16 protein-coding genes are annotated in these 22,446 nt (G+C 40.4%); 6 read left to right on the top strand and 10 right to left on the bottom strand.

The window, feature by feature from the left end; all coding sequences use genetic code 11:
- Positions 1-347 precede the first annotated feature (347 nt).
- Positions 348-3,071: an MMPL family transporter gene (locus tag FC85_RS07960; protein ID WP_083485045.1), complete on the bottom strand. Its 2,724-nt coding sequence runs from the start codon at positions 3,069-3,071 to the stop codon at positions 348-350.
- Between the two features lie 445 nt (positions 3,072-3,516).
- On the bottom strand, positions 3,517-4,509 hold the full coding sequence (locus FC85_RS07955) for a LacI family DNA-binding transcriptional regulator (protein WP_057865003.1): 993 nt from the start codon (positions 4,507-4,509) through the stop codon (positions 3,517-3,519).
- 208 nt (positions 4,510-4,717) lie between these two features.
- Between FC85_RS07955 and FC85_RS07950 the strand changes: the two genes are divergently transcribed.
- The 3 genes from FC85_RS07950 (at position 4,718) to FC85_RS07940 (ending at position 9,358) form a co-directional block, all read left to right on the top strand.
- Positions 4,718-6,463: a phospho-sugar mutase gene (locus FC85_RS07950; RefSeq protein ID WP_057865002.1), complete on the top strand. Its 1,746-nt coding sequence runs from the start codon at positions 4,718-4,720 to the stop codon at positions 6,461-6,463.
- A gap of 532 nt (positions 6,464-6,995) precedes the next feature.
- On the top strand, positions 6,996-7,859 hold the full coding sequence (locus FC85_RS07945) for a DegV family protein (RefSeq protein ID WP_057865001.1): 864 nt from the start codon (positions 6,996-6,998) through the stop codon (positions 7,857-7,859).
- A gap of 92 nt (positions 7,860-7,951) precedes the next feature.
- Positions 7,952-9,358, top strand: a complete 1,407-nt coding sequence (locus FC85_RS07940; RefSeq protein WP_057865000.1) for a DHA2 family efflux MFS transporter permease subunit — start codon at positions 7,952-7,954, stop codon at positions 9,356-9,358.
- Positions 9,359-9,668: 310 nt separating this feature from the next.
- On the opposite strand, the gene FC85_RS07935 is transcribed toward FC85_RS07940, so the two are convergent.
- Positions 9,669-11,294, bottom strand: coding sequence for an ABC-F family ATP-binding cassette domain-containing protein (locus FC85_RS07935; RefSeq protein ID WP_057864999.1), 1,626 nt, complete (start codon positions 11,292-11,294; stop codon positions 9,669-9,671).
- Between the two features lie 303 nt (positions 11,295-11,597).
- Complete coding sequence (locus FC85_RS07930) at positions 11,598-12,263, bottom strand: histidine phosphatase family protein (RefSeq protein WP_057864998.1); 666 nt, start codon at positions 12,261-12,263, stop codon at positions 11,598-11,600.
- A gap of 250 nt (positions 12,264-12,513) precedes the next feature.
- Here FC85_RS07930 and FC85_RS07925 point away from each other — a divergent pair, with 250 nt between their 5' ends.
- On the top strand, positions 12,514-13,335 hold the full coding sequence (locus tag FC85_RS07925) for a ZIP family metal transporter (RefSeq protein ID WP_057864997.1): 822 nt from the start codon (positions 12,514-12,516) through the stop codon (positions 13,333-13,335).
- Positions 13,336-13,696: 361 nt separating this feature from the next.
- On the opposite strand, the gene FC85_RS07920 is transcribed toward FC85_RS07925, so the two are convergent.
- The 6 genes from FC85_RS07920 to FC85_RS07895 all read right to left on the bottom strand — a co-directional run bounded on the left by FC85_RS07920 (position 13,697) and on the right by FC85_RS07895 (position 19,852).
- A complete protein-coding gene (locus tag FC85_RS07920; RefSeq protein ID WP_371862966.1) occupies positions 13,697-14,503 on the bottom strand; it encodes an aldo/keto reductase in 807 nt (268 codons plus the stop codon).
- Between the two features lie 67 nt (positions 14,504-14,570).
- Positions 14,571-15,131, bottom strand: a complete 561-nt coding sequence (locus FC85_RS07915) for a sugar O-acetyltransferase (RefSeq protein WP_057864995.1) — start codon at positions 15,129-15,131, stop codon at positions 14,571-14,573.
- A gap of 138 nt (positions 15,132-15,269) precedes the next feature.
- Positions 15,270-16,697, bottom strand: a complete 1,428-nt coding sequence (gene araA / locus FC85_RS07910; RefSeq protein ID WP_057864994.1) for an L-arabinose isomerase — start codon at positions 16,695-16,697, stop codon at positions 15,270-15,272.
- A gap of 106 nt (positions 16,698-16,803) precedes the next feature.
- Positions 16,804-18,177 carry a sugar porter family MFS transporter gene (locus tag FC85_RS07905; protein WP_057864993.1) on the bottom strand — a complete coding sequence of 458 codons (1,374 nt, stop codon included), beginning with the start codon at positions 18,175-18,177 and terminating at the stop codon, positions 16,804-16,806.
- Positions 18,178-18,421: 244 nt separating this feature from the next.
- Positions 18,422-19,501, bottom strand: coding sequence for a GntR family transcriptional regulator (locus FC85_RS07900; protein ID WP_057864992.1), 1,080 nt, complete (start codon positions 19,499-19,501; stop codon positions 18,422-18,424).
- A 159-nt stretch (positions 19,502-19,660) separates the two neighbouring features.
- Entirely contained in the window at positions 19,661-19,852 is a 192-nt protein-coding gene (locus FC85_RS07895) for a hypothetical protein (RefSeq protein ID WP_057864991.1), read from the bottom strand.
- 359 nt (positions 19,853-20,211) lie between these two features.
- On the opposite strand from FC85_RS07895, the gene FC85_RS07890 reads away from it, so the two are divergent.
- Positions 20,212-21,228: an aldose epimerase family protein gene (locus FC85_RS07890; protein WP_057864990.1), complete on the top strand. Its 1,017-nt coding sequence runs from the start codon at positions 20,212-20,214 to the stop codon at positions 21,226-21,228.
- Between the two features lie 230 nt (positions 21,229-21,458).
- On the top strand, positions 21,459-22,403 hold the full coding sequence (locus tag FC85_RS07885) for a YczE/YyaS/YitT family protein (protein ID WP_057864989.1): 945 nt from the start codon (positions 21,459-21,461) through the stop codon (positions 22,401-22,403).
- The last annotated feature ends 43 nt before the right edge of the window (positions 22,404-22,446 follow it).

Below are 22,446 nucleotides of genomic sequence, written 5' to 3'. Positions count from 1 at the left end.
TTATATGCAAAAAAAGATTGATACCTTACGGTATCAACCCCAAAAATTTTAGACCCGTTTTAACCAAGTAAAAAATTCAATGAGATATTCCTGTTCTTGGAATGTTAAATCAGGGGGCTTACATGGCCGGGGTTTGCTGATCCAAGTTTTCTGACTAATTAACAAGTTCAACGAGATATTCTGAATTTGCATATTGGGATAATTCGGTTGCACAGCCTTTTGGTACACATTTTCACTCGGTAATAATCGTGATGACACAAACAGAGACTGGACAAAATAACCATTGTCTAGTCTCTGTTTATGTTTATTCGCCGATCAATTATCTCAAAATACTGAAAACCCGGCTGCTAATTTGAACGCTTTTTATGCTTTAGGTTCCGCCACTTGAAATCAAAACCCTCATAAGTTAATTTCATTAATCCTGGTATGATCACCGGCACAACAAGGCCGAAAATAATTAAACCAAAGATCATCGCAATTGCGACTTGAATCAAAGTCAAAACGCCTGATGGAATAAGTGATGCAAAGGTAACGCCAATCACAATAACGGCAGAAATAACAACCGTTCCAATTAAAATCGAGGCATTAATCATTCTGGTACTGGACTTGCTATCAGGATTTGTCTGTCGATATTTCATGAACAGGTAAATACTGTAATCAACGCCCAGCGTTAACAACATCATATAGGTTAGAAACGGCATGTTCCAAGTTAAAAACTTTTGGTCAAGAAATTGGCCGCTAAACCATTTAGTAAAGCCTAATGACATTAAGTAAGTAACGCCTAAAGCGCCCATCATGTAAACTGGTTGGAGAATTGAGCCGGCAACTAACATTAAAATAAGTGTCATTGCAACCCCAACGATAATCGTAATCTTTTTGAAACTTGCTTTAGCAGTTTGCTGAGTATCAGCCATTGTCGATGTATCTCCACCAACGGCAACTTTAGCATTTTTCAGCGAAGTTCCATTTAGATCGTATTGAACTTGATTTTGAAGTCCCCGAACAGTTCGCATAGCTGCTGGTGAACTGGGATTGCCATCCAAAATAACCTCTAATTTAGTTGATTTTTGGTCTTTTGACATATACTCTGCGAACGTTTGCTTATAAATGCCGCTCTTCAAAATCGCTTTGGAGATATAAAATACTTTAGTTGATGGCGATTGACCGACATCTTTCAAAAAGGCATTTGACAATCCGATTGAAACGCCAAAGTTGTTTAGTTGACTGCCATAAGAACGAAATTGACTTTGAACCGAATTTAGCTCATTTCTAAATGACGTTGTGCTTGAGTTAATCGCATTTGTCTTTAAACCAATACTCGATAATGCACTGTTCATTTGCGACTGTTGTTCCTGATCATTCATGGTCCGACGAAGCGCAACTAAGATAATATTTTGTTGCACTTGGGTTAACCGTCGACGATGCGTATCGCGTAACTGCTTCTGCATTTGATTAACCATTTGCTCAGGAGTTTCAAAAATACCATTATTATTAAATTGTTGTTGAATAGATGTCATCATCTGAGAGATTGCCCGAGATTGACTATTTATCTGTCCTAGAGACGAAGTCGAGATACTAGCCTTTTTCAGTTTTTTAGAAACACCTTTAACACCCTTTTCAGTGTTTCCAAAGGCAGTATTGAGCATTTCAATCTGCTGATTAACATACATTTGTCCCAGTGGAATACCATGGGGTTGCGTTGCAGACGTCACACTGTGAATCCCTTTTTGCTCCTGTAACTGCTTGGTAACTCGATCAACCTGCATCAAATCCTTATCATTTTGTAGTTTATGATCAGCTTTAATATAAATCGTCACGGGCGTACCCTGCCCATTAGGGAAATGATTTTGAATGACTTTATATCCGACTTTGGCAGGACTGTCACTATTCAATTCAGATGCAGGATTGTAATTAAGACGTCCCTGACTGGCTAACACAAATGGAATTGCCACCACTCCTGCAATAATTAACGCAATAATCGGGTGGGCAACCGATTGGGTCGATAAGAATCCCCATGATCGGCTATAATTATGAGCCTCAAGATTCCTGGAAGGCCAAAAGAGCCGCTCTGCCAGCACAAACATAAAGAATGGCGTAAAGGTAGCCAATACCAACAGTAAAACAAAAATGCCAATTGCCACGCCTGCCAGTGACCGATACACATTGAAACTTGCCAGCCCCAGTAACCCGAAACCGACAATTAGTGTCAGACTGGCAACCAAGATTGTTTTACCAGCATTTTTCCTGGCTAACAATGTTGCCTCCAGCTGGTCGCTACCTCTTCGCAGCTGTTGCTTAAATTCATTAAATAACATAATACTAAAATCCGTACCAAGTCCCAATAAAATAACCAGCATGAAAACTTGGGTGTCACTTGAGATTGGAAAGTTAAAATGTCGTGCCAAATTAAAAACGACACTGAGTGCAATCAGATAGGAAACGGCCGTAGAAAGCAGCGAAATAACCGGGATCCATAATGACCGAAAAATTAAAACCAGGATTAAAAAGATAACCACCGCAGCAATGACTTCAATTTTCCAAATTCCAGCTTTAGTTGCCTGTTGTGAATCACTTTTCAAAACGTCACTGCTGGTCACATACGTTTTAACACCAGCCGTCCTGGTTGCCTGTTTCAAATTAGTGTTCATTTTACGAACTGAGTCTCGCTTACCAACAGTCAATTCAGCTAATTGGGTTGTTCCGTCTTTTGAAATAAATTGATTAGCCAGACCGGTTGCATCACTAGGCTTAACAATTGACGCAATATCCAAACCCTTTTGCTTGTTATCTAAATTTGATAAGGTAGACGTTATCCGAGTAGTTTGCGCGTCGTTTAATTTCTTTTTGCTGCCACTGTTAAAGACAACAAATACTTGACGTGTATGACTAACTTTAGGTCCCCAGTGATTCTTTATCGTCTTAGCAACTTGACTCTGCACCGAAACCGGCAATTTTGCCTGTCCCTGGTTGGCGACCAGCCTGGAAGAATTTGGCATCGTCATAATCGCCGCAATAATCAAGATTAACCACACGATGACGATTCCAATATATTTTTTGAAGAATTTATTCATTGCTTTCTCCTTACCACCCAATTAAGTATTCATGTTCTTTTGGAACGATCATCAAGTCTCCTGCAGCAAATTTAAAAGTATGTATCAGACCGTAACGAAAACCATAACGGTGCCGAGAAAAACGATGACCAGGATTCGATGAATTATGCTGCTAGCCTGCCTAATAACCCGTTTTTATTTACAAATTATTGGCATATTTGTAAACGCCGAAACACGTAAAACGTCTACATCCCCATTAAAAATTTAATTTCAATATACATCTTTAAATTATAAATGTAATAAACAATAAGTCAATCATTCATTGGGTGGTTAGATGTTGATTTAACGGCAAAAGTCCCATAAAAATCCAAATGACGCTAACAAAAACAAAGGAGCCCAGACAAGCTGTAACCTGTCTCAGACTCCAATTATGATAGTCCGCTAAATTTAAGTTCAACAATCAGGACTACACACTACTTTCACGTTTGATTAGTCGATTTCCAACGATTACTTTTTCAGGAGTGTGGTGATCATCCTCGTTAGACTCAATATCCAACAATCGAACAGCGACTTCGCCCATCTTGCTTGTATCGACTTTTATGGCACTCAAAGATGGAATCACATATTTTGCAACCGCTGTATCGTTAAAGCTCACCAGACTAACTTCTTCGGGAACCTTGACCTTATTTTCGCGAAGCGCCTTTAAAGCGCCAACTGCCATCGCATCATTTGACACAAATAACGCGTTGGGAAAATCCTTACGTGATGCTTTCAATGCATTGTTAACCAAATCAAACGCTGATTGCAGCGTAAAGTCCCCCACAAAGACATTTGCCGGATCATATAACGAATGGTTTTCCAGATAATTCTTAAAGACTTCAAAACGCGGATCAACAATCTTTAACTTGTGGTCAGTCGAATACTCAACGCCTGAAAGCATCCCAATTCGCTTCAAGTTGTGATCGATGAAATGCTTTAAAACCGTTTCTGTCGCGTTATCAAAATCCGTTACCACACAATCGTACCCTTTCGCCAAAGTATCATAATCAACGAAGACAATATTTTTTGTTGCCTTCAGCATGGTTTTAATCTGTGCATCACTAAATTTTCCAATTGCCACAATTGCTTTGACGTTATCAATTTTAGTTAATTGGCTATTGGCAAAATATCGTTTTACTTTGTAATGCATCTTCTCGGCCTGCTTCTCAGCACCCATTCGAATTGATAAATAATATAGATCATCCAATTCCTGCTTCTCGGTGTACCACTGAACAATTGCAATATTGTCACGGGTGGTACTGGCCTTCTTCTTTTTAGTATAATCCAGGTCCTCAGCGACTCGGAAAATTTTCTTTCGCGTTGTATCACTGACCGATAGCGTTTTATCATAATTCAAAACCCGCGATACTGTGGTAATTGAAACACCAGCACGTTTCGCGATGTCTTTAATCGTTGCCATTTTCTCCACCCCTTTAATTAATGAAATAAAGCCCTCAATTTTAATTATAAACCTATTTAGTTAATTTACTAAAATAAATATCTATTTGTTTACTCAAGTAACTGGATGATGTTCCGTCAGATTAGCATTTTTAGCTAGTAAACTCATTGACGAGTTCCCCAAAAATTTCTATAATAAAGCTGAGTTTAAATATAAGGAGGATCCCGCTTTGAACGATAATACTGAGAGTGCTTACCAAGAATGGGTAAAACAACCTAATTTACCAGCTAATATTTTACTTAATTTAAACAATATGAAAAATGATCCTGATCAAAAGAAAGACGCCTTCGGAACAGTCCTTTCATTTGGAACTGCCGGAATGCGTGGTGTCATGGGCGCCGGCACCAATCGAATGAACATTTACACAGTCCGTCAAGCTGCTGAAGGCTTGGCATCATTTATGGATACGCTGGATGATGCCACCAGAAAACGTGGTGTGGCAATTAGTTTTGATTCTCGTTACCACTCAAAGGAATTTGCTCATGAATCCGCAAAGGTTCTAGGCTTTCATAACATCCCAACCTTCGTCTTTGACGACATTCGGCCAACACCCGAGTTATCATTTGCTGTTCGTCATTTGCATACCTACGCCGGCATAATGATCACTGCCAGCCATAACCCTAAACAATATAACGGTTTTAAGATTTATGGTCAAGATGGCGGTCAAATGCCGCCCAAGGAATCTGACCTGATCACCTCATACATTCGAAAGAATAGTGACTTGTTTGCAATCCAGGTAACACCTGAACAAACGCTTCGTGAGTCGGGTGTCATGAATCTAATTGGTGAAAACGTCGATATTGATTATCTTGCAAAAGTAAAAACAGTCAACATTGACTTGGACCTGATTAAGAATGTCGGCGCCAACATGAAGTTTGTTTATTCGCCACTTCACGGTACTGGTAAAGTGATTGCCCGCCGCGCTTTAGAAGAAGCCGGCTTTAAGAACTATGTTGTTGTTCCTGAGCAAACCATTGCCGATCCGGAGTTTCCAACAACACCATTTCCAAATCCAGAATTCCCACAAGCTTTTGACTTGGCGAAGAAGCTCGGTAAAAAGGTTTCAGCCGATGTCTTAATCGCCAGTGATCCTGATGCTGACCGATTGGGCTGTGCCGTTCGTCAGCCGGATGGCAATTACCAACTATTAAGCGGTAATCAGATTGCGAGCGTATTACTTAATTATATCCTATCTGCCAAGAAAAAGTCTGGCACACTACCAGAAAACGGAACAATTGTTAAATCAATTGTATCAACTGATTTAGCTGTAAAAATTGCCGCTTCCTATGGCGTTGCAACTAACAACGTCTTAACCGGCTTTAAGTTCATTGCTGAAGCAATTCATCATTACGAAACCGCTCACGATCACACTTTCTTGTTTGGGTTCGAAGAAAGTTTTGGTTATTTAATTAAACCATTCGTACGTGATAAGGATGCCATTCAGACTGTATTGTTGCTTGCTGAAGTTGCAGCTTACTACAAGAGCCAGGGCAAGACATTATATGATGGTGTTGACGAAATGTTTAAAAAGTATGGCTACTTTGCTGAGAAGACGATTGCCAAAGAATTCGACGGTCTTGATGGTAAAGATAAGATGGCTCATATTCTTTCAGAACTTCGTGATAAACCATTATCTGAAATAAATGGCCATCAGGTAACAAGTCACGCTGACTACAGCACATCAATCTTAACTGACAAGGATGGCAAAACTTCGACCATCTCTTTACCTAAATCCAACGTTCTCAAATATTGGTTGGATGATGAAACATGGGTTGCCGTTCGACCTTCCGGAACTGAACCAAAAGTAAAGTTCTACATTGAAGTTGTCGACAAGAGCCAAGCAGCTGTTAATGCCAAACTTAAGAGCTATGTCGATTCATTGGATAAACTGATCGATCAACTAATTAATAATTAAATTAACAAAATAGATAACGACGTAATCAACTAATAAGGAGTTGGGGTAACTTTATTTGCCCAACTCCTTTTTTGTCGTCTCATTTGTGATTGAACAAAGGGAGGCTGGATCCCAGTCATTTAAGCGGATCAACCTAATATTCAGAACCGGAATTTACTGGCTACCATGCCAAAACGTGCGACTGAGGGCAGATCCCGGCCATTTAAGCTACCTCAGGCTAATATTCAAAAACCGGAATGAGATACTGGCTACCATGCCGAAACGTGTGCCAGTAAGCAGATCCCGGCCATATAAGCTACCCCAACCTAATATTCAGAACCGGAATAATTACTGGCTACCATGCCGAAACGTGTGCCAGTAAGCAGATCCCGGCCATATAAGCTACCCCAACCTAATATTCAGAACCGGAATATTAGGTTGGGGTAGCTTATATTCTGGGATCTAACCGCTTACTGGCACACTCTATTCCTTTATAACCCCACCCAACAAGCGTACAATTAAAACAATCCCAAGAAAAAGGAATTTATTATTTATGAAAACTGCAGTTATTACCGACAGTGCCAGTTATCTTGACAAAGATTTAGCTCAGAAATATCACATTACTATCCTGCCCATCACCGTTATTTTTGATCACACCGAATACCAAGATGGGGTTAATATTACCTCCCAGGAATTCTTAAAAATGTTGGCTGAATCGCCAAAATTGCCCACAACTTCCCAAGTGACTATGGGTCAGATGCAGGTGGCGTTTGACAACTTGATTTCTGATGGCTACGACGAAGTTATCTGCGTTAACTTATCATCCGGAATCACCACGTTCTATCAAAACCTGGTCGCTTACAGTCGCGAAGTAACCGGCATCAAAGTTTATCCTTTTGATTCTAGAATTGCCAGCGCCGGTGAAGCCGACCTCGCATTATTAGCCGGGAAAATGGCCCTCGACGGCGCTAATGCAGCTGAAATTCTACCTAAACTTGAGCAGTTACGCGACTCAATTCACGTCTGTCTCGTTGTTGATAGTTTGTCACATCTCCAACGAACCGGCCGAATTTCAAATACATCGGCGTTCGTTGGCAATCTTCTAAAAATCAAGCCAATTTTAACATTTGACAACAACGGAAAGATTGTTCCCTTCGCTAAGGAACGAACCATGAAATCAGCATTAAATCGAATTATCACAACCATTCAAGACTCGACTGCCAAAATTGAGCTACCAATTCGAATTTCAGTAGCGGATGCAAATAATCCCCACCTTAGCGAAACTTGGGTAACTGCCCTACACGATCGCTTCCCGGCGGCCTCGATCAGTACGTATCAAATTAGTCCGGCCATCACCGTTCACACCGGCGAAAAAGCAATGGGCGTTGTTTGGGATCTCGATTGGATGAACCTATAGATTCGGATCCACAAGCATTACTTGAGAGCGTTAACGCGATTTAGCTCTCTTTTTTCGTGTCATTTATTACACAAAAACGAGGAGAAAAAGTTTTGCAAAATAATGACTTAAATGAAAACATTAAACGAAAAACCTTACTGGCATTACTAGCAGCCGCACTTCTTTCATTTACCGGCATCTTAACAGAAACTTCAATGAACGTTACCTTTCCTGAACTATCCAAAATTTTCAACGTTACTCTTGACGCCGTTCAATGGTTAACAACCGGTTACCTATTAATGGTAACAATCGTAATGGCAACGACTGCTTATTTGCTCAAACGATTTCCATCCCGCGGGATTCATTTATTCGCGGCCATCGCCTTTGTCATTGGTGACATCATGTGTGCAATCGCACCAAGCTTTTCAATATTATTAATTGGCAGAATCATTCAAGCTATGGCGACCGGCCTTTCAACACCATTGATGTTTCACATTATTTTCACCCAGATTCCCAAGGGGCGGATCGGCTCCATGACTGGATTGGCTGGGATGGTCATTTCTCTCGCCCCAGCATTAGGCCCAACTTATGGTGGCGTTATCTCATCACTGCTTTCATGGCGAATGATCTTCTGGTTGGTCTTACCCATCGTTATCATTAGTTGGTTATTAGGAACTAAGTATATTCGAATCGCGCCACTTGGTGTCAAGTCATCATTCGATGCCCTCAGCCTATTTTTCCTTGCGTTAACATTAACGGCACTTGTTTACGCTGTCAGTCAGGCCGCAACAGCACCAATTATTAGTATACCTTTCATCCTGCCGCTGATCGTCGGACTAATTAGTTTGGCAATTTTTATTTATAGCGATACCCATGGCAAGACACGTCTATTAGATATCCGAATCTTAAAACAGCGAACGACGTCATTGTCCGCATTCACCTACTTCAGCCTCCAATTTGTTAATATTGGCATCTCATTTGTTATCCCGGTCTATTGCCAATATGTGTTGCATACTTCACCAATGATCGCCGGGTTAACCTTACTACCAGGCTCAATTATTGGCGCTTTGACTTCTCCGTTTGCAGGTCGAACCGCTGATAAACATGGTTACGCCTTACCAATTATAATTGGATTAAGCTGCTTAACATTAGGGAGTCTAATATTTATAATCGTCCAACAATGGCTAACGGCAATCATAATTACGTTAGCATTTTGCCTACTGAGATTTGGCTTTAACATGGGCTTCTCAAATACGATTTCAAATGCTTCGTTAAATGTTCCTAAACAAAATACCGCAGACGTGAATTCACTTTTCAACACATTACAACAATTTGCTGGATCAATTGGCGTTGGTATCCTAGCCGCAATTATGGCCGCCAGTCAAAATAACGGCAGTGGCTCATTTGTTCAACGTTCCTTTATTGGTGGCCGCTACGACTACTTAGTGGTCACAATATTGAGTTTGCTGGCATTGGCAGCAGCCGGTTGGAACTTCCGAATTCAAAGCAGGAACGCTTAGGAACACGATTCTCCTCGTTTAGTACTTAATTTCAAAAATAATTTAATAAATAACGTAAAAACCAGAGTGGGCCAGCAAGCGATTAGATCCCAGAATATAAGTCCCCTAACTTAATATTCCCGATTTTGGAATATTAAGTTAGGGGACTTATATGGCCGGGGTCTGCTTGCTGGCGCACATTTCCACTCGGTAATAATCGTGATTACACAAAGTGGGGGCTGGGACAAAAGTAATTTTGTCCCAGCCCCCACTTTCTTAATTCACTAAATTCTTTCGAAACAACTACCGGCCAAAGCCTGTTATTATCGCCCTATTTATACAAATCGGCCAATTTCTTTTGGACATCCGGGTGATTAATAAACTCGTCATACGTTGTATCTGCCTTATCGATAATACCATTACTAGATACCTCAATAATATGATTGGCAATTGTTTGGATAAATTCATGATCATGAGACGTAAAAATAATCGAACCTTGGAAACTCACTAATCCCTCATTGAGTGACGTAATGGATTCCAAATCCAAGTGATTGGTTGGATCATCCAAGAGCAACGTATTGCCCTTTTGGAGCATCATTTTGGATAACATACACCGGACTTTTTCACCACCGGAAAGGACTTTAACCTGTTTGTTAACATCATCACCGGAGAATAACATCCGGCCTAAAAATTGGCGAAGAAAAGCATCGTCATCACTACCCTTTTGGGCATATTGCCTCAACCAATCAATAATTCGCTGATCGTTATCGTTAAACTCGGCCGCAAAATCCTTTGGCATTGAAGACATCTGAACGGTTTGCCCCCATGTCACTTCACCAGCATCCGGTTTCATTGTGCCAGCTAGAATTTGCATTAACGTCGTGGTTGCTAAATCATTTCGACTTACTAAAGCGGTCTTATCCCCTGGCCTTAATGTAAAGGTCACATTATCCAAGATTTGAACGCCATCAATTGACTTCGATAATTTATCAACTCGCAGCAAGTCATTACCTAATGGCCGCTCCTCCTCGAATTTGATGAATGGGTACTTACGTGATGACGGCTTAATATCATCTAATGTAATCTTATCAAGTTGTTTCTTCCGCGAAGTTGCCTGCTTTGATTTAGACGCGTTGGCACTAAATCGAGCAACGAATTCTTGCAATTGCTTGATTTTATCAGCTTTTTTGGCATTGGAATCAGCCTTCATCTTAGCGGCTAATTGACTCGACTGTAGCCAAAAATCGTAGTTACCCACGTACATTCTGATTTCACCAAAATCAACGTCACACATCATTGTACAAGTCTGATTTAAGAAATGGCGGTCATGAGACACAATAATGGTAATGTTGCGATAGTCGGCCAGAAAATTTTCTAACCACTCAATGGTGTACACATCCAATCCGTTTGTCGGCTCATCCAACAGTAAAATATCCGGATTGCCAAATAACGCCCGAGCCAATAAGACTTTCACTTTTTGGCCTTCAGTTAATTCACTCATCAATTGTTGATGAAGACCTTCGGGAATCTCAAGAGATTGCAACAATTGTGAGGCATCTGCTTCAGCATTCCAACCATCCATTTCAGCAAATTCAGCTTCCAAATTTGCCGCTTGGATCCCGTCTTCATCAGAAAAATCGGCCTTGGCATACAAGGTATCTTTCTCCTGCATGACATCATACAAATGCTGATAGCCCTGAATAACTGTTTGCAAGACAGTTTGATCCTCAAAGCCATAATGGTCCTGAGCTAAACTCGAAATTCGTTCGTTTTTATCAACATGCACTTCACCACTTGTGGGGGTAATTTTGCCTTCCAGTAATTTAAGAAAAGTCGATTTACCAGCACCATTTGCGCCGATGACCCCATAGCAATTTCCCGGTGTAAATTTTAAATTAACGTTGTCATAAAGCTTGTTACCTGAAAGTTGTAATCCCATGTCTGAAATTGTAATCAATTAATGTCCCTCGCGTTCTTTTTGTTCAAAATAGTCTGATCAATTATCGTAATCATGCAAATCGTCTGGATGAAATGCTTTACTTTAAATTCACATATTATCAACCGACGGTGTTTTCTGTTAAAAATCAATTTTGATCCTTAAAAACAGTGTCTGATCATATAAATAGCCCAACCCAACATCCCAGAATCAAGGATAATTGGGTTGGACCACTTATGCTCTGGAAGCTAACCACTTTTTTCTCGCACGTCGTTAATAATCTATGTCAATGTATCATATTTAAGAACGTGAAGCAATACAACATTACTTATCAATTGACCCTAAATTATTAGCCCATTCAACTTTAATATCATCGTCCGAAATAATGAGCTTGGTAATACTCCCATTTTGAATTGGCGTGCCATCATCCAAATCAGGTGCATAGCGGTCAACAATTGAACGAATCGTCATCCCATGCGACACAATCAAAATATCTTCCCCGTCATGGGTATTTTGGCGAATCTTATCAAACCCAATGTTCAGTCGTTCCCAAAACATCGCGTTGTTTTCAGCATTATTATACAAATCAGCTCGATGAATGAGATCTCGTGCACGTTCCAAGCCGAAATCCTTTAAAACTTCTTTTTCACTCGTCTTCTGAACTTGTGCCCCAACAAACTGCCACATCTGGTTTAAATCGTTTCCTTCAAAATACCCATGGAATTGTTCCCGGATTTCAGGATACTGGTAACTAACAATGTTCATATTATGCGGATTTTCTTTTAAAATTAAGCGACCCGTGTCAATTGCCCGACCAGAATCACTGGTAAATGCTGCGTTAAAATCAACTTTTGCAAGTCGCTTGCCCGCACTCTTTGCATCTGCAATCCCCTTTTCGGTTAGTGGGGAATCAATCCAACCTTGAACTTTGTTGTATAGGTTCATGTATGTCTGTCCATGTCGGACCAAATATGCCGTGACCTTTGCCAATAAAATCATCCCATTTCGTTAAATTATATTGCTTCTATATTCAGATATCACTTTAAGTATAGCGAATTACCAGTAATTAATCACTCAAAACCACTTTAATGTTCAAGAATTTACAATTTAATTACTCGTTTTTTATATACATGAATTAATATCATATTCATGAAATGTTTTTATTTAATTGTTATAATTACGTTAACAAGGTATTTAAATTAATGACAAAAAATCAATTTTTCTATAAGTGAGGTGTCACATGAATTTCCTGCTAAATTTGGCTGCATGGCAGCAAGCACTACTGGCAACTTTATTCACTTGGGGGTTGACTGCTTTAGGGGCAGCCCTCGTTTTTGCGTTTAAAACAATCCGCAGTAATGCGCTGGCCATGATGTATGGTTTTGCTGCAGGCGTCATGATTGCCGCATCATTTTGGTCGCTACTGGATCCAGCGATTAGCTTGGCGGAACAACAAGATCGGACTCCCTGGCTAGTTGTTGCAACCGGTTTTATTCTTGGGGGGCTTTTCCTTTATATTGCCGATAAAATCATTCCACGCCTTTATTTAAAACATAACCGGCATCCCGAGGGCCGTCGAACACAGCTGAAACGAACGATTTTGCTCGTCTTCTCGATCACTTTGCATAATATTCCGGAGGGCCTTGCCGTTGGTGTCGCTTTCGGGGCAATTGGGGCAGCTGCCAGCGGTAACCAGTCAGCAATGATCTTGGCAGCCATAACCGTGGCAATTGGAATTGGCCTACAAAACTTTCCGGAAGGGGCTGCTGTCTCAATCCCGTTGCGTCAAAGCGGGATGAGTCGAACCCGGGCATTTATGTATGGTCAGGCAAGTGGAGTGGTTGAGCCCGTTGCTGGTATTTTAGGCGCCATCTTAGTTGCTTCAGTTAACATGATTTTGCCGTATGCGCTCGCATTCGCAGCCGGTGCAATGATTTACGTTGCCTGTAAGGAATTGATTCCAGAGGCTCACGCACGAACAACTGCGGAATCTCACTGGGCGATTTTTGGCATTATGGCCGGTTTTACCTTAATGATGGTTTTGGATGTGGCACTGGGTTAGTAAATACCCCTACGTCATTATTTACCAAAGAGTGGTCTGAATTTTCCTTATTATGGTAAAAACGCAGTGTAACAAGTGGCTCACGGCTATATAAGCAACTTTAGCCAATATCCTCAAACCGGGGATATTGGCTGGTGGCTACCATGCCGAAACGTGCTGTGACAAGCAACTCCCGGCCATATAAACAACTTCAGCCAATATCCCCAAATCAGGGATATTGGCTGGTGGCTACCATGCCGAAACGTGCGCCCAGAAGCAACTCCCAGAATATAAGCAACTTTAGCCAATATCCTCAAACCGGGATATTGGCTAAAGTTGCTTATATTCTGGGAGTTAACCGCTTCTGGGCGCACTCTGTTTTCTATCCATGCGGATATTGATGTCCGATCTCATAAACCATTTCTGGTTCCTGGCTGATTCTCGTATTTTTATTGATACTGTCAACCAGCTTCATTTCTTCATCACTCAGCTCAAAGTCATAAATATCGGCATTTTGCTTAATTCGCTCCGGATGCACTGACTTTGGGATGAACGAGTCGCCCCGTTGCAAATGCCAGCGTAAGATAACTTGCGCAGCCGATTTATCATGAGCCTTACCAATTTTCAAAATAATCGGATCTTCAAAAATTCGGCCACGGCCCAATGGTGCCCAGGCCTGCGTTACAATATGGTTTTCTTTATTAAAGGTAACCATCGCCTGTTGCGATAAATATGGGTGAACCTCCAATTGATCAACGACTGGCATCTCATTTGCCTTGGTTGCAAGGTACTGAAGGTGCAGCATCCCATAATTACTTGTTCCAATTGACTTAGTTAAGCCTTGTTCCTTTAGCTTTTCAAAAGCTCGCCATGTTTTGAAAAAGTGAGTGTTGATTGGCCAATGAACTAATAACAAATCAACATGGTCCAGCTGAAGTTTCTTAAGTGATTCTTCCACTGAAGCAATTACCTTATCATAACCTTGATTATCTTCGGCAACCTTTGTCGTGACAAAAATATCATCACGATTAACATTCAAATCTTTAATTGCTTTGCCAACTGCTGCTTCGTTGCCGTACATTTGAGCAGTATCAAATAACCGATATCCGGCATCGTAGGCAACTTTAACAGAATTAATCAGCTCATCTTCCTTGGTCATTTTATAAACACCAAGGCCTTCAATTGGCATTTCATTACCATCCGCTAACTTAACTGTGGTTCCAATCGTATGTTTAGCCAAACTAATTCCTCCAATATTATTTCAATTTTTTAATTACTCTGGCAGGATTCCCACCAATCAGCACATTGTCACCAAATGATTTAGTCACAACGGCACCTGCCGCAATTATAACATTATTGCCAAGGGTCACACCCGGCGTAATGATAACACCACCGCCAGCCCATAAATGATCGCCAATCGTCACGTTACCTGGAATTTCAACACCCCGGTCACGATCTTTGACATCAAAGGCGTGATTAACCGTGTAAATTTGAACGTTCGGTCCCAACAGACAATTATCACCAAACGTGATTGCCCCAACGTCGATAAAACAACAGCCATAATTGGCAAAAAAGTTATCACCAACATTAATATTGTAGCCATAATCACACTGAAACGGGGGTTGAATATCCAGGTTTTTCCCAGCCCGATTAAGAATTTGACGCATCACTTCAATTCCCGTTTCAGGATTGGTTTTGGAAACATCATTAAACTGATTAATTAATCGGCGATTAGTTCGTCGTTCATCAGCCAATTCCGGATCGGTATTCAGATATCGTTCGCCAGCCAGCATTTTTTCTTTTTCAGTTTTTGCCATAAAAGCAACCTCCAACCATTTGATTACTTTATTATATCAAAGATAACGGATTCATTTTATGTACGAAAGAAGGTTGCGACAGCCGCAGCCGCCCCAACCTTACTTTTGTGTGCTTTAAATATGATTTATAAACAACAATTATTCGTTGATATCAGCAAATGGGAGACCAAACATTGTTGCAAGATCTTGAATTTGAGTCTCAGTAGCAGCGAATGTCAAAACAGTGTGATGGCCACCACCATTTTGAATCCATTGAGTAGCACCATGCTTCAAACCAACCTTTGGTGTCCACATTTGTTTTGCAACTGGTAGATGTGGCGTTGGCTTTGGCGCTTTGTGTCCTTCAACAGGATAACCAATCATCTTGTATTCAGTACCAAAGTCTGAAATTGTGATGTCCATTGCGTCTCCTTCACGACCAGTAAATACCAAACGTGCAGGATCTGCTTTACCGCCAATATCCAATGGGTGAACTTCAACTCGAGGCTTGTCACTGGCAATACCAGGGTCAACTTCAAGCATATGTGATCCAAGGATAGCTTCCTTACCCTTTTGCAATTCAAGGGTGTAGTCTTCCATGAATGCAGTTGCTTGGTTGTGAGTCAAAATCTTAGTCAAACGATCCAAAGCAGCTGTCTTCCAGTCACCTTCAGCACCGAAACCATAACCTTCAGCCATCAACAATTGAGCTGCAAGACCTGGTAATTGTTCCAAACCATAAAGGTCTTCAAAGTTAGTGGTGAATGCTGAATAATTACCTTTGTCCAAGAAGTTCTCGATACCAAAGTATTCACGAATTTGGTAACGAACTGAATGTTCATATTTATCTTTGTCGTTATCGCCTTGAACAAATTCGTACTTATCTTGTAATTCCTTGTACTTAGCGTCAATATCACTTTCAGGAACTGCGTTAACAGCTTCAACCAAGTCACCTAACGCATAGTAATCAACGGTCCAGCCAAATTGAATTTGAGCTTCAACTTTGTCACCTTCAGTAACAGCAACATTACGCATGTTGTCACCAAAACGGGCAACTTTGATCTTAAAGCTTTCGTCGTAAGCAACAGCAACGTCTTCCCAGTCAGCAATTTCTTGTTGAACTTCGGGATCGCCCCAGTAGCCATAAACAATCTTATTGTGTTTTTGAAGACGCGCATTGATAAAGCCGTATTCACGGTCACCATGAGCACTTTGGTTTAAGTTCATGTAGTCAAAATCAATGGTGTCATATGGAATATGATCCAAGTATTGAGTAGCTAAATGAAGTAATGGCTTTTGAAGTAACTTAGTACCTCTGATCCAGTTCTTAGCAGGTGAGAATGTGTGCATCCAAGTAATGACACCGGCTACCTTATCATTATAGTTAACATCTTTCATTAATTGAGTGATGCTGTCAGCGGTTGTTGCAACCATCTTAAACTTGATTGGGTAAGGTAATGTACCAGTAGCATTCAGTTTGTCAACGATGTCACGGGCATCTTTTTCAACTGATTTAAGTTGTTCTTCACCATATAGGTGTTGACTACCAGTAACAAACCAAAATTCATAATCAGGAACTTGTAACATAATGTTTTCTCTCCTCTGTGTTTAATAATATTTGTTTTAAACAAGGCCTCTGAACAGATCAGCCTTTTTTAATACCTTTATTTAGCTAAACTATGCCCTGCAAATCTTAGTTTGCAGTCTTGGAAGTCTCCTTATTAGCAACGGCACGCTTGTGAAGATCAAGTTCAATCTCTTCAAGTGACTTACCACGGGTTTCAAGGAACTTAGTATGAGTAACCCAAATGGCAATCCCACAAATTGCGGCGTAAAACAGGAATGCATTATCAAGTCCCCATGAACTAAGCATCATTGGGAACGTGAGTGAAACGACCATATCAGCTAACCAATTAGTTGCTGAACATAATGATGTTCCTAATCCACGAATATTCAATGGGAAGACTTCACCAATTAGAACCCAGGTTACAGGAGCCCAAGTTGTTGCATAGAAAGCAATGTAAACTGTTAAAGCAATGGCACTAACGATAGCGGCTGCTTGTGAACCATTATCGAACTTAAGAATGATGTACATAACAAGCAATGACAAGCCCATTCCAGTAGCACCAAACTCCAACATCTTTTTACGGTCAACTTTATCCATTAATAGCATTGCAACCACAGTAACGGCAACGTTAACGACACCAATTCCGATATGTGCAAGTAAGGCAGCGTAAACTCCCCAACCAACATCGGTAAAAATAGTTGGCGCATAGAAGATAACACTGTTTGAACCAATAACTTGTTGGAAGATTGCAACGCCAAGTCCAGTAATTAATGCTGGACGAACAGCCTTACCAAATAATTCTTTCCAACCAGCTGATTTAACAGATGCGGTTTCCTTAATTTCCTTCAAAGCAGTATCAACAGCGCCTTGATCACCTTTGTTGGTGTTTAGCAAAACTTGACGTGCATCATCAAGCTTGCCGATCTTAACCAAAAATCGAGGGCTTTCAGGAAGAAAAATTGCACCGAAGAATAGGATTGCAGCTGGTAATGCGGCAAATCCCAACATCCAACGCCAGCCTGTATACATGTGAGAGAACGTGTAGTTCAAAATGTAAGCTAACAGAATTCCAATCATAACCATCAATTGGAACATTGTTGCAACCGCACCATGCATCCGTTTGGGTGCAAGTTCATGCAGGTATGCCGGAATCAATGCAGAAGTAATTCCAACACCAATTCCTAAGATAACTCGGGTAAATAACAATACCCAGAAATCAGGTGCAAAACCAGATGTAATCGCACCAACAAAGAAGATGACGGAAGCCCAGATTAATAACTTACGACGACCATACGTATCCAAAAATTTACTAGTTGCAAGGGCACCAGCAATGGCACCAATCAATACTGAACTAACAACCCAACCTTGTTGCCATGGTCCTAAGTGAAGTTGCTTTGAAATAAACAGAATTGCACCGGAAACCGACGCAATATCGTAACCAAAGAGCAAACCACCTAGTGCTCCAAAACTATAGATAAAACCGTTTGAAACTTTCTTCAAAACGAGCACCCCATTCGATTATTTTTATAACCAAAAAACAAAAATTGCTGAAACATTGTGCGCACACTGTAAACGGTTTCTGACATCGCTTACAAAAAGAGTATAAAATATTTGTACGCATAAATCAACCTGTTTTTGATTTGTTAGCATAAAAATTTTACGAATAAAAAAAGAAGAATGGGCGCGCTCGCCGTCGCATCACCACCTTTCATGTGATTAAATCTTAGAAAACTTTTTTCATTTTTTAGATTGTTTTAGTAGAATTTCTGATAATTAATTTCGAATCCAAGATTTTGGGGGACCCATCTCCTTTTTTTAACATATCTAATAGAAGCTTAGCTGCCGTTGTCCCCATTTCTCGTTTTGGATGAACCATCGTTGTTAATCCAGGATCAATATATTTAGAAATTTCATAATCATCAAATCCAGCAACTGAAATATCATCTGGAACCGAAATTCCTTCCTTACTAAGCATTCCAATCACCTCAATTGCCAATTGATCGTTATAGCAGACAATCGCAGTTGGCCGCACATCCGGTGAGATGACCCGATCTTTCACTTTATCCAGAACGTTGTTAATATCATCGCTCGACCGATACATCATAATATCCCCGGATGAGGAAACCTGTGGATGCGTTTGATAAGATTTAATAAACCCATTCATCCGATTGACACCTTGAAGATCATCGACTTGGAAAACGCCCAGAACCTGTTCATGACCATTATCCAATAAATAATCCATAAGTTTTTTTTCACATTCTGTATCGTCAATCTCGACATAGGGAAAATCAAGTTGTGGATAGTGGGCATTGATGAAAACAGCCGGTTTGCCGGATTCAACAATCATTTGATAAACGTCCAAGTTCGGATTTTCCAAGGTGCTTCTCGTTGGTTCAATAATAAATCCCACCACGTCATTGTCCAGCATATTAAGTAAATTATGTCGTTCATTATCATATTCATCATGGGTGTTGCCAATTAAAATTGATAATCCCTGTTCGGAGATAACTTGATCAATGCCACTAATAATATTTGGAAAAATGTAATCGGCAATGTGAGTGGTCACAACCCCAACACTTTGATTAGAACGATCAGCAGATACTTTCTTATTAATCCAATCATTAACGTACATGCCGCCACCCTGAACACGATATATGTAACCTTCGTGTTCAAGATCACCAACAGCTCGTCGGATGGTATAGCGACTAACCGAATACATTGCCATTAATTCGGATTCAGTTGGAATTTTCTCGTTGATTTTATACTTACCATTAATAATGTTACTTTTGATACTCTTTTTAACTTTAACGTACTTCGTTTCCATTACTGAATCCCCCGTTTTAAAAATTATCGGGTCAAGACTTATTTAATCTCTTCATCCTTCCTTGTCATTAGTATAATAAGGAGAAAGATCAAACAAATTTTAACCTTTCTTAACGCCACTTCATGGTTTACACGACAATCATGACCCCTGCAAACTGATTTATTGTCCTGATCCAGCCATCAGCATCAAAACAACGGTCAAAACCAACGAAACCAGCGCCCATAAACCATAGTGGCGCTTATGCTTGATTTTACTGCGGTCTTTACGTGCATAATCAAACCCCCACGCAAAAATCAAGACCAGTAAACACAGATCAGAAATACCGGATAAAACGTACAAAAAAGTGCTCATAATAAACTCCTCGAATTTCTTCCCCCGAAAGCAGATAAGCATGAGAGTCAGTCACTCAGCTAAGAAATGGATGTAAGCAAACTGAGTATTAACTGCCCCTCAACGCGTGAATAACGTCCAACGCCATATCTTTAATCTCTTGGATAATTCGTTTTTGGCTTAAACAGCTACTTTTCAAAACCAACTAGTGGTTATCGGACGCTCCACTAATAAAATATCATACTTCTGGAAAAATTTATATAGAATTGTACGGATAAATACAATATTTTGTATTGCAACACCGTACAAAAAGATATTATAATACATATAAAAGCGGTTTCAAGCCGCAATTTATTATTTCTAAGGAGAGAATAACAACAATGCAAATCAAAAAAGAATTATTCGATAAGTATAATGGTCAAGATATTCAACGGTTTACTCTAACAAATGATAACGGTGTTTCCATTTCAGCAATTTCATTAGGTGCTACTTGGAACGCATTTGAATTTCCAGACAAAAATGGTAAAAAAGCTAATGTTCTCCTAAGCATGGACAACAGTAAAGAAATTATGAAAAACCAATATTTCTGTCAAGCAATCGGCCGAACTGCTGGTCGAATCACTAAGGGTACTTTTTCAATTAAGGGAAAAGAATACCACGTTGATGCCAACGAAGGCACCACCACTTTACACGGTGGTCCTCACGGCTTTAACACCCAAATCTGGAATGGTTCCTTTGAAGACAACCAAATTGTTTTTGAAAAACATATTGATTCAACGGACGATTCCTTCCCAGGAAATATCGATGTCAAAATTGTCTTTGCGTTGAGTGATGACAATGAAGTTACCATTACTTATTCTGCAAAGAGTGATGCCGATACATTATTTAACCCAACCCAACACGCTTACTTCAATTTAAGTGATCATGATAACGTCTACGGTCAAACATTAACAATCAATGCTGACAGGTATCTTGAACTGAACAAAGATAAGACCCCAAGCGGTAAGATGATTAACGTTGCCGACACTGCCTATGATTTCCGGTCAGGCTTAAACATTAAAAAGGGAATCGATGATATGAAGACCAGCGTTGGTCACACGTATGACGAAGTTTATGTCATCAATGATCATTCTGTCGATCAACCGATTGCAACGTTGGCAGATCCTGATTCCGGCCGTAAGGTTTCAATTAAATCAGCCCGTAACGCATTGGTCGTCTTTACTCCAGATGATTTAAACGGCGTGAAGTTCACCCGTGGTGATGGCGTTGCTCACATGGGGATTGCTTTGGAAGCTCAAAACCTGCCAGATACACCAAATCACGAAGGTTTCGGCAGTGTTTTACTTCCAGCTGGCGAAGAAAAAACCTACACTATTAAATATAAAGCCGAATTCTAATTAACATCAAAGACCATTTTCAATCGTTAAAAATCTCATCCCAATCATTGTGACTTATGTAATGACGGGATGAGATTTTTGCTTTTAACGTGTCAGTTTCTACCATTAAGGCCGGTGCTTCTTTGCCAATCACTTATGTCAATCGTTGAACATTTTATTTCAGATGTTATAATAGATAGTAATTGAACAGGTAAGGATGACTTTTACAAGTAAGAGAAAGGAAGCTTTCGATGACAAGTAACCCACAAAACAGTAATCCAGAAGCAAGTGAGGAAAAAGACTCTCCCAACGTCAGTCTGAATAAATTTGCTGACGTTGGCCTGCGAGCGTTGATGGCGTTCGTTGGCATCGCCATTCTTTCAACTGGAACAACCCTGCTTCGTGAGGGCAACGTCGGACTGGATCCATTTACGGCCACCAACACAGGACTGGCGGGTAAATTAGGTGCTGGCCTTGGCAATGTTCAATTAATGGTCAACTTAGTCATTTTCGTATTGGTACTATTGCTTGACCGCAAAAAGATCGGAATTGGAACCATCATGAACATGGTCTTGGTTGGTTACGAAATCCAATGGTTCTCAATCATTTACCATCAAATATTGCCAAACACGGTTAACATTTTTACGATTATGACTAATCTAGTATTTGGCTTACTGCTATTTACGTTAGGATCATCTCTTTATATGGGCGCTCGTTTAGGTGTTGCACCATATGATGCCATTGCCCCCATTATTTCAAAACGGACTCACGTGAAGTACCGCTGGGCAAGAATCACACAGGATATTATTTTCATGGTAGCCGCATTCTTCATTGGCGGCGATGTTGGTTTCGCAACCATTATCGTTGCATTCTTTACCGGTCCACTAATTACTTACTGGGATACCCACGTTAGTGAAAAGGTCATGCAGGGCATCACTGATTTCAGTTCAACACCAAGCTTTCGAACCGCTGGCAAACAACTGGTCAATGTTGGCAGAATCAGCTACTATGTCGTTCGCCATGCCTATGAATTAACCGAAAAGACCCAACGTCAATTATCAAACTATACCGATCAGGAACTCGATGAACGCATTGAAATGACGCGCAACCGTTCCAAACAACTTAGTCAGGTTTATGAAAATACCCAAAAACAGCTCCGCCTGCTGCAGGGTGAAGCTGATAAACGGGCAAAGTAGTTTAGTAGAATAAAGCTTAAGTGATATAAATAAAAATAATTAT

It is taken from the genome of Lentilactobacillus diolivorans DSM 14421 (genome assembly GCF_001434255.1).
In the GTDB taxonomy this organism is placed as follows: domain Bacteria; phylum Bacillota; class Bacilli; order Lactobacillales; family Lactobacillaceae; genus Lentilactobacillus; species Lentilactobacillus diolivorans.
This window is presented reverse-complemented; position numbering and strand designations above follow the sequence as displayed.

What these genes read in the sequence shown, in the direction of transcription:
- FC85_RS07960 (WP_083485045.1), bottom strand. Translation starts at nt 3,071, where the DNA reads ATGAATAAATTCTTCAAAAAATATATTGGAATCGTCATCGTGTGGTTA.
- FC85_RS07955 (WP_057865003.1), bottom strand. Translation starts at nt 4,509, where the DNA reads ATGGCAACGATTAAAGACATCGCGAAACGTGCTGGTGTTTCAATTACC.
- FC85_RS07945 (WP_057865001.1), top strand. Translation starts at nt 6,996, where the DNA reads ATGAAAACTGCAGTTATTACCGACAGTGCCAGTTATCTTGACAAAGAT.
- FC85_RS07925 (WP_057864997.1), top strand. Translation starts at nt 12,514, where the DNA reads ATGAATTTCCTGCTAAATTTGGCTGCATGGCAGCAAGCACTACTGGCA.
- FC85_RS07920 (WP_371862966.1), bottom strand. Translation starts at nt 14,503, where the DNA reads ATGCCAATTGAAGGCCTTGGTGTTTATAAAATGACCAAGGAAGATGAG.
- FC85_RS07915 (WP_057864995.1), bottom strand. Translation starts at nt 15,131, where the DNA reads ATGGCAAAAACTGAAAAAGAAAAAATGCTGGCTGGCGAACGATATCTG.
- araA (WP_057864994.1), bottom strand. Translation starts at nt 16,697, where the DNA reads ATGTTACAAGTTCCTGATTATGAATTTTGGTTTGTTACTGGTAGTCAA.
- FC85_RS07900 (WP_057864992.1), bottom strand. Translation starts at nt 19,501, where the DNA reads ATGGAAACGAAGTACGTTAAAGTTAAAAAGAGTATCAAAAGTAACATT.
- FC85_RS07895 (WP_057864991.1), bottom strand. Translation starts at nt 19,852, where the DNA reads ATGAGCACTTTTTTGTACGTTTTATCCGGTATTTCTGATCTGTGTTTA.
- FC85_RS07890 (WP_057864990.1), top strand. Translation starts at nt 20,212, where the DNA reads ATGCAAATCAAAAAAGAATTATTCGATAAGTATAATGGTCAAGATATT.
- FC85_RS07885 (WP_057864989.1), top strand. Translation starts at nt 21,459, where the DNA reads ATGACAAGTAACCCACAAAACAGTAATCCAGAAGCAAGTGAGGAAAAA.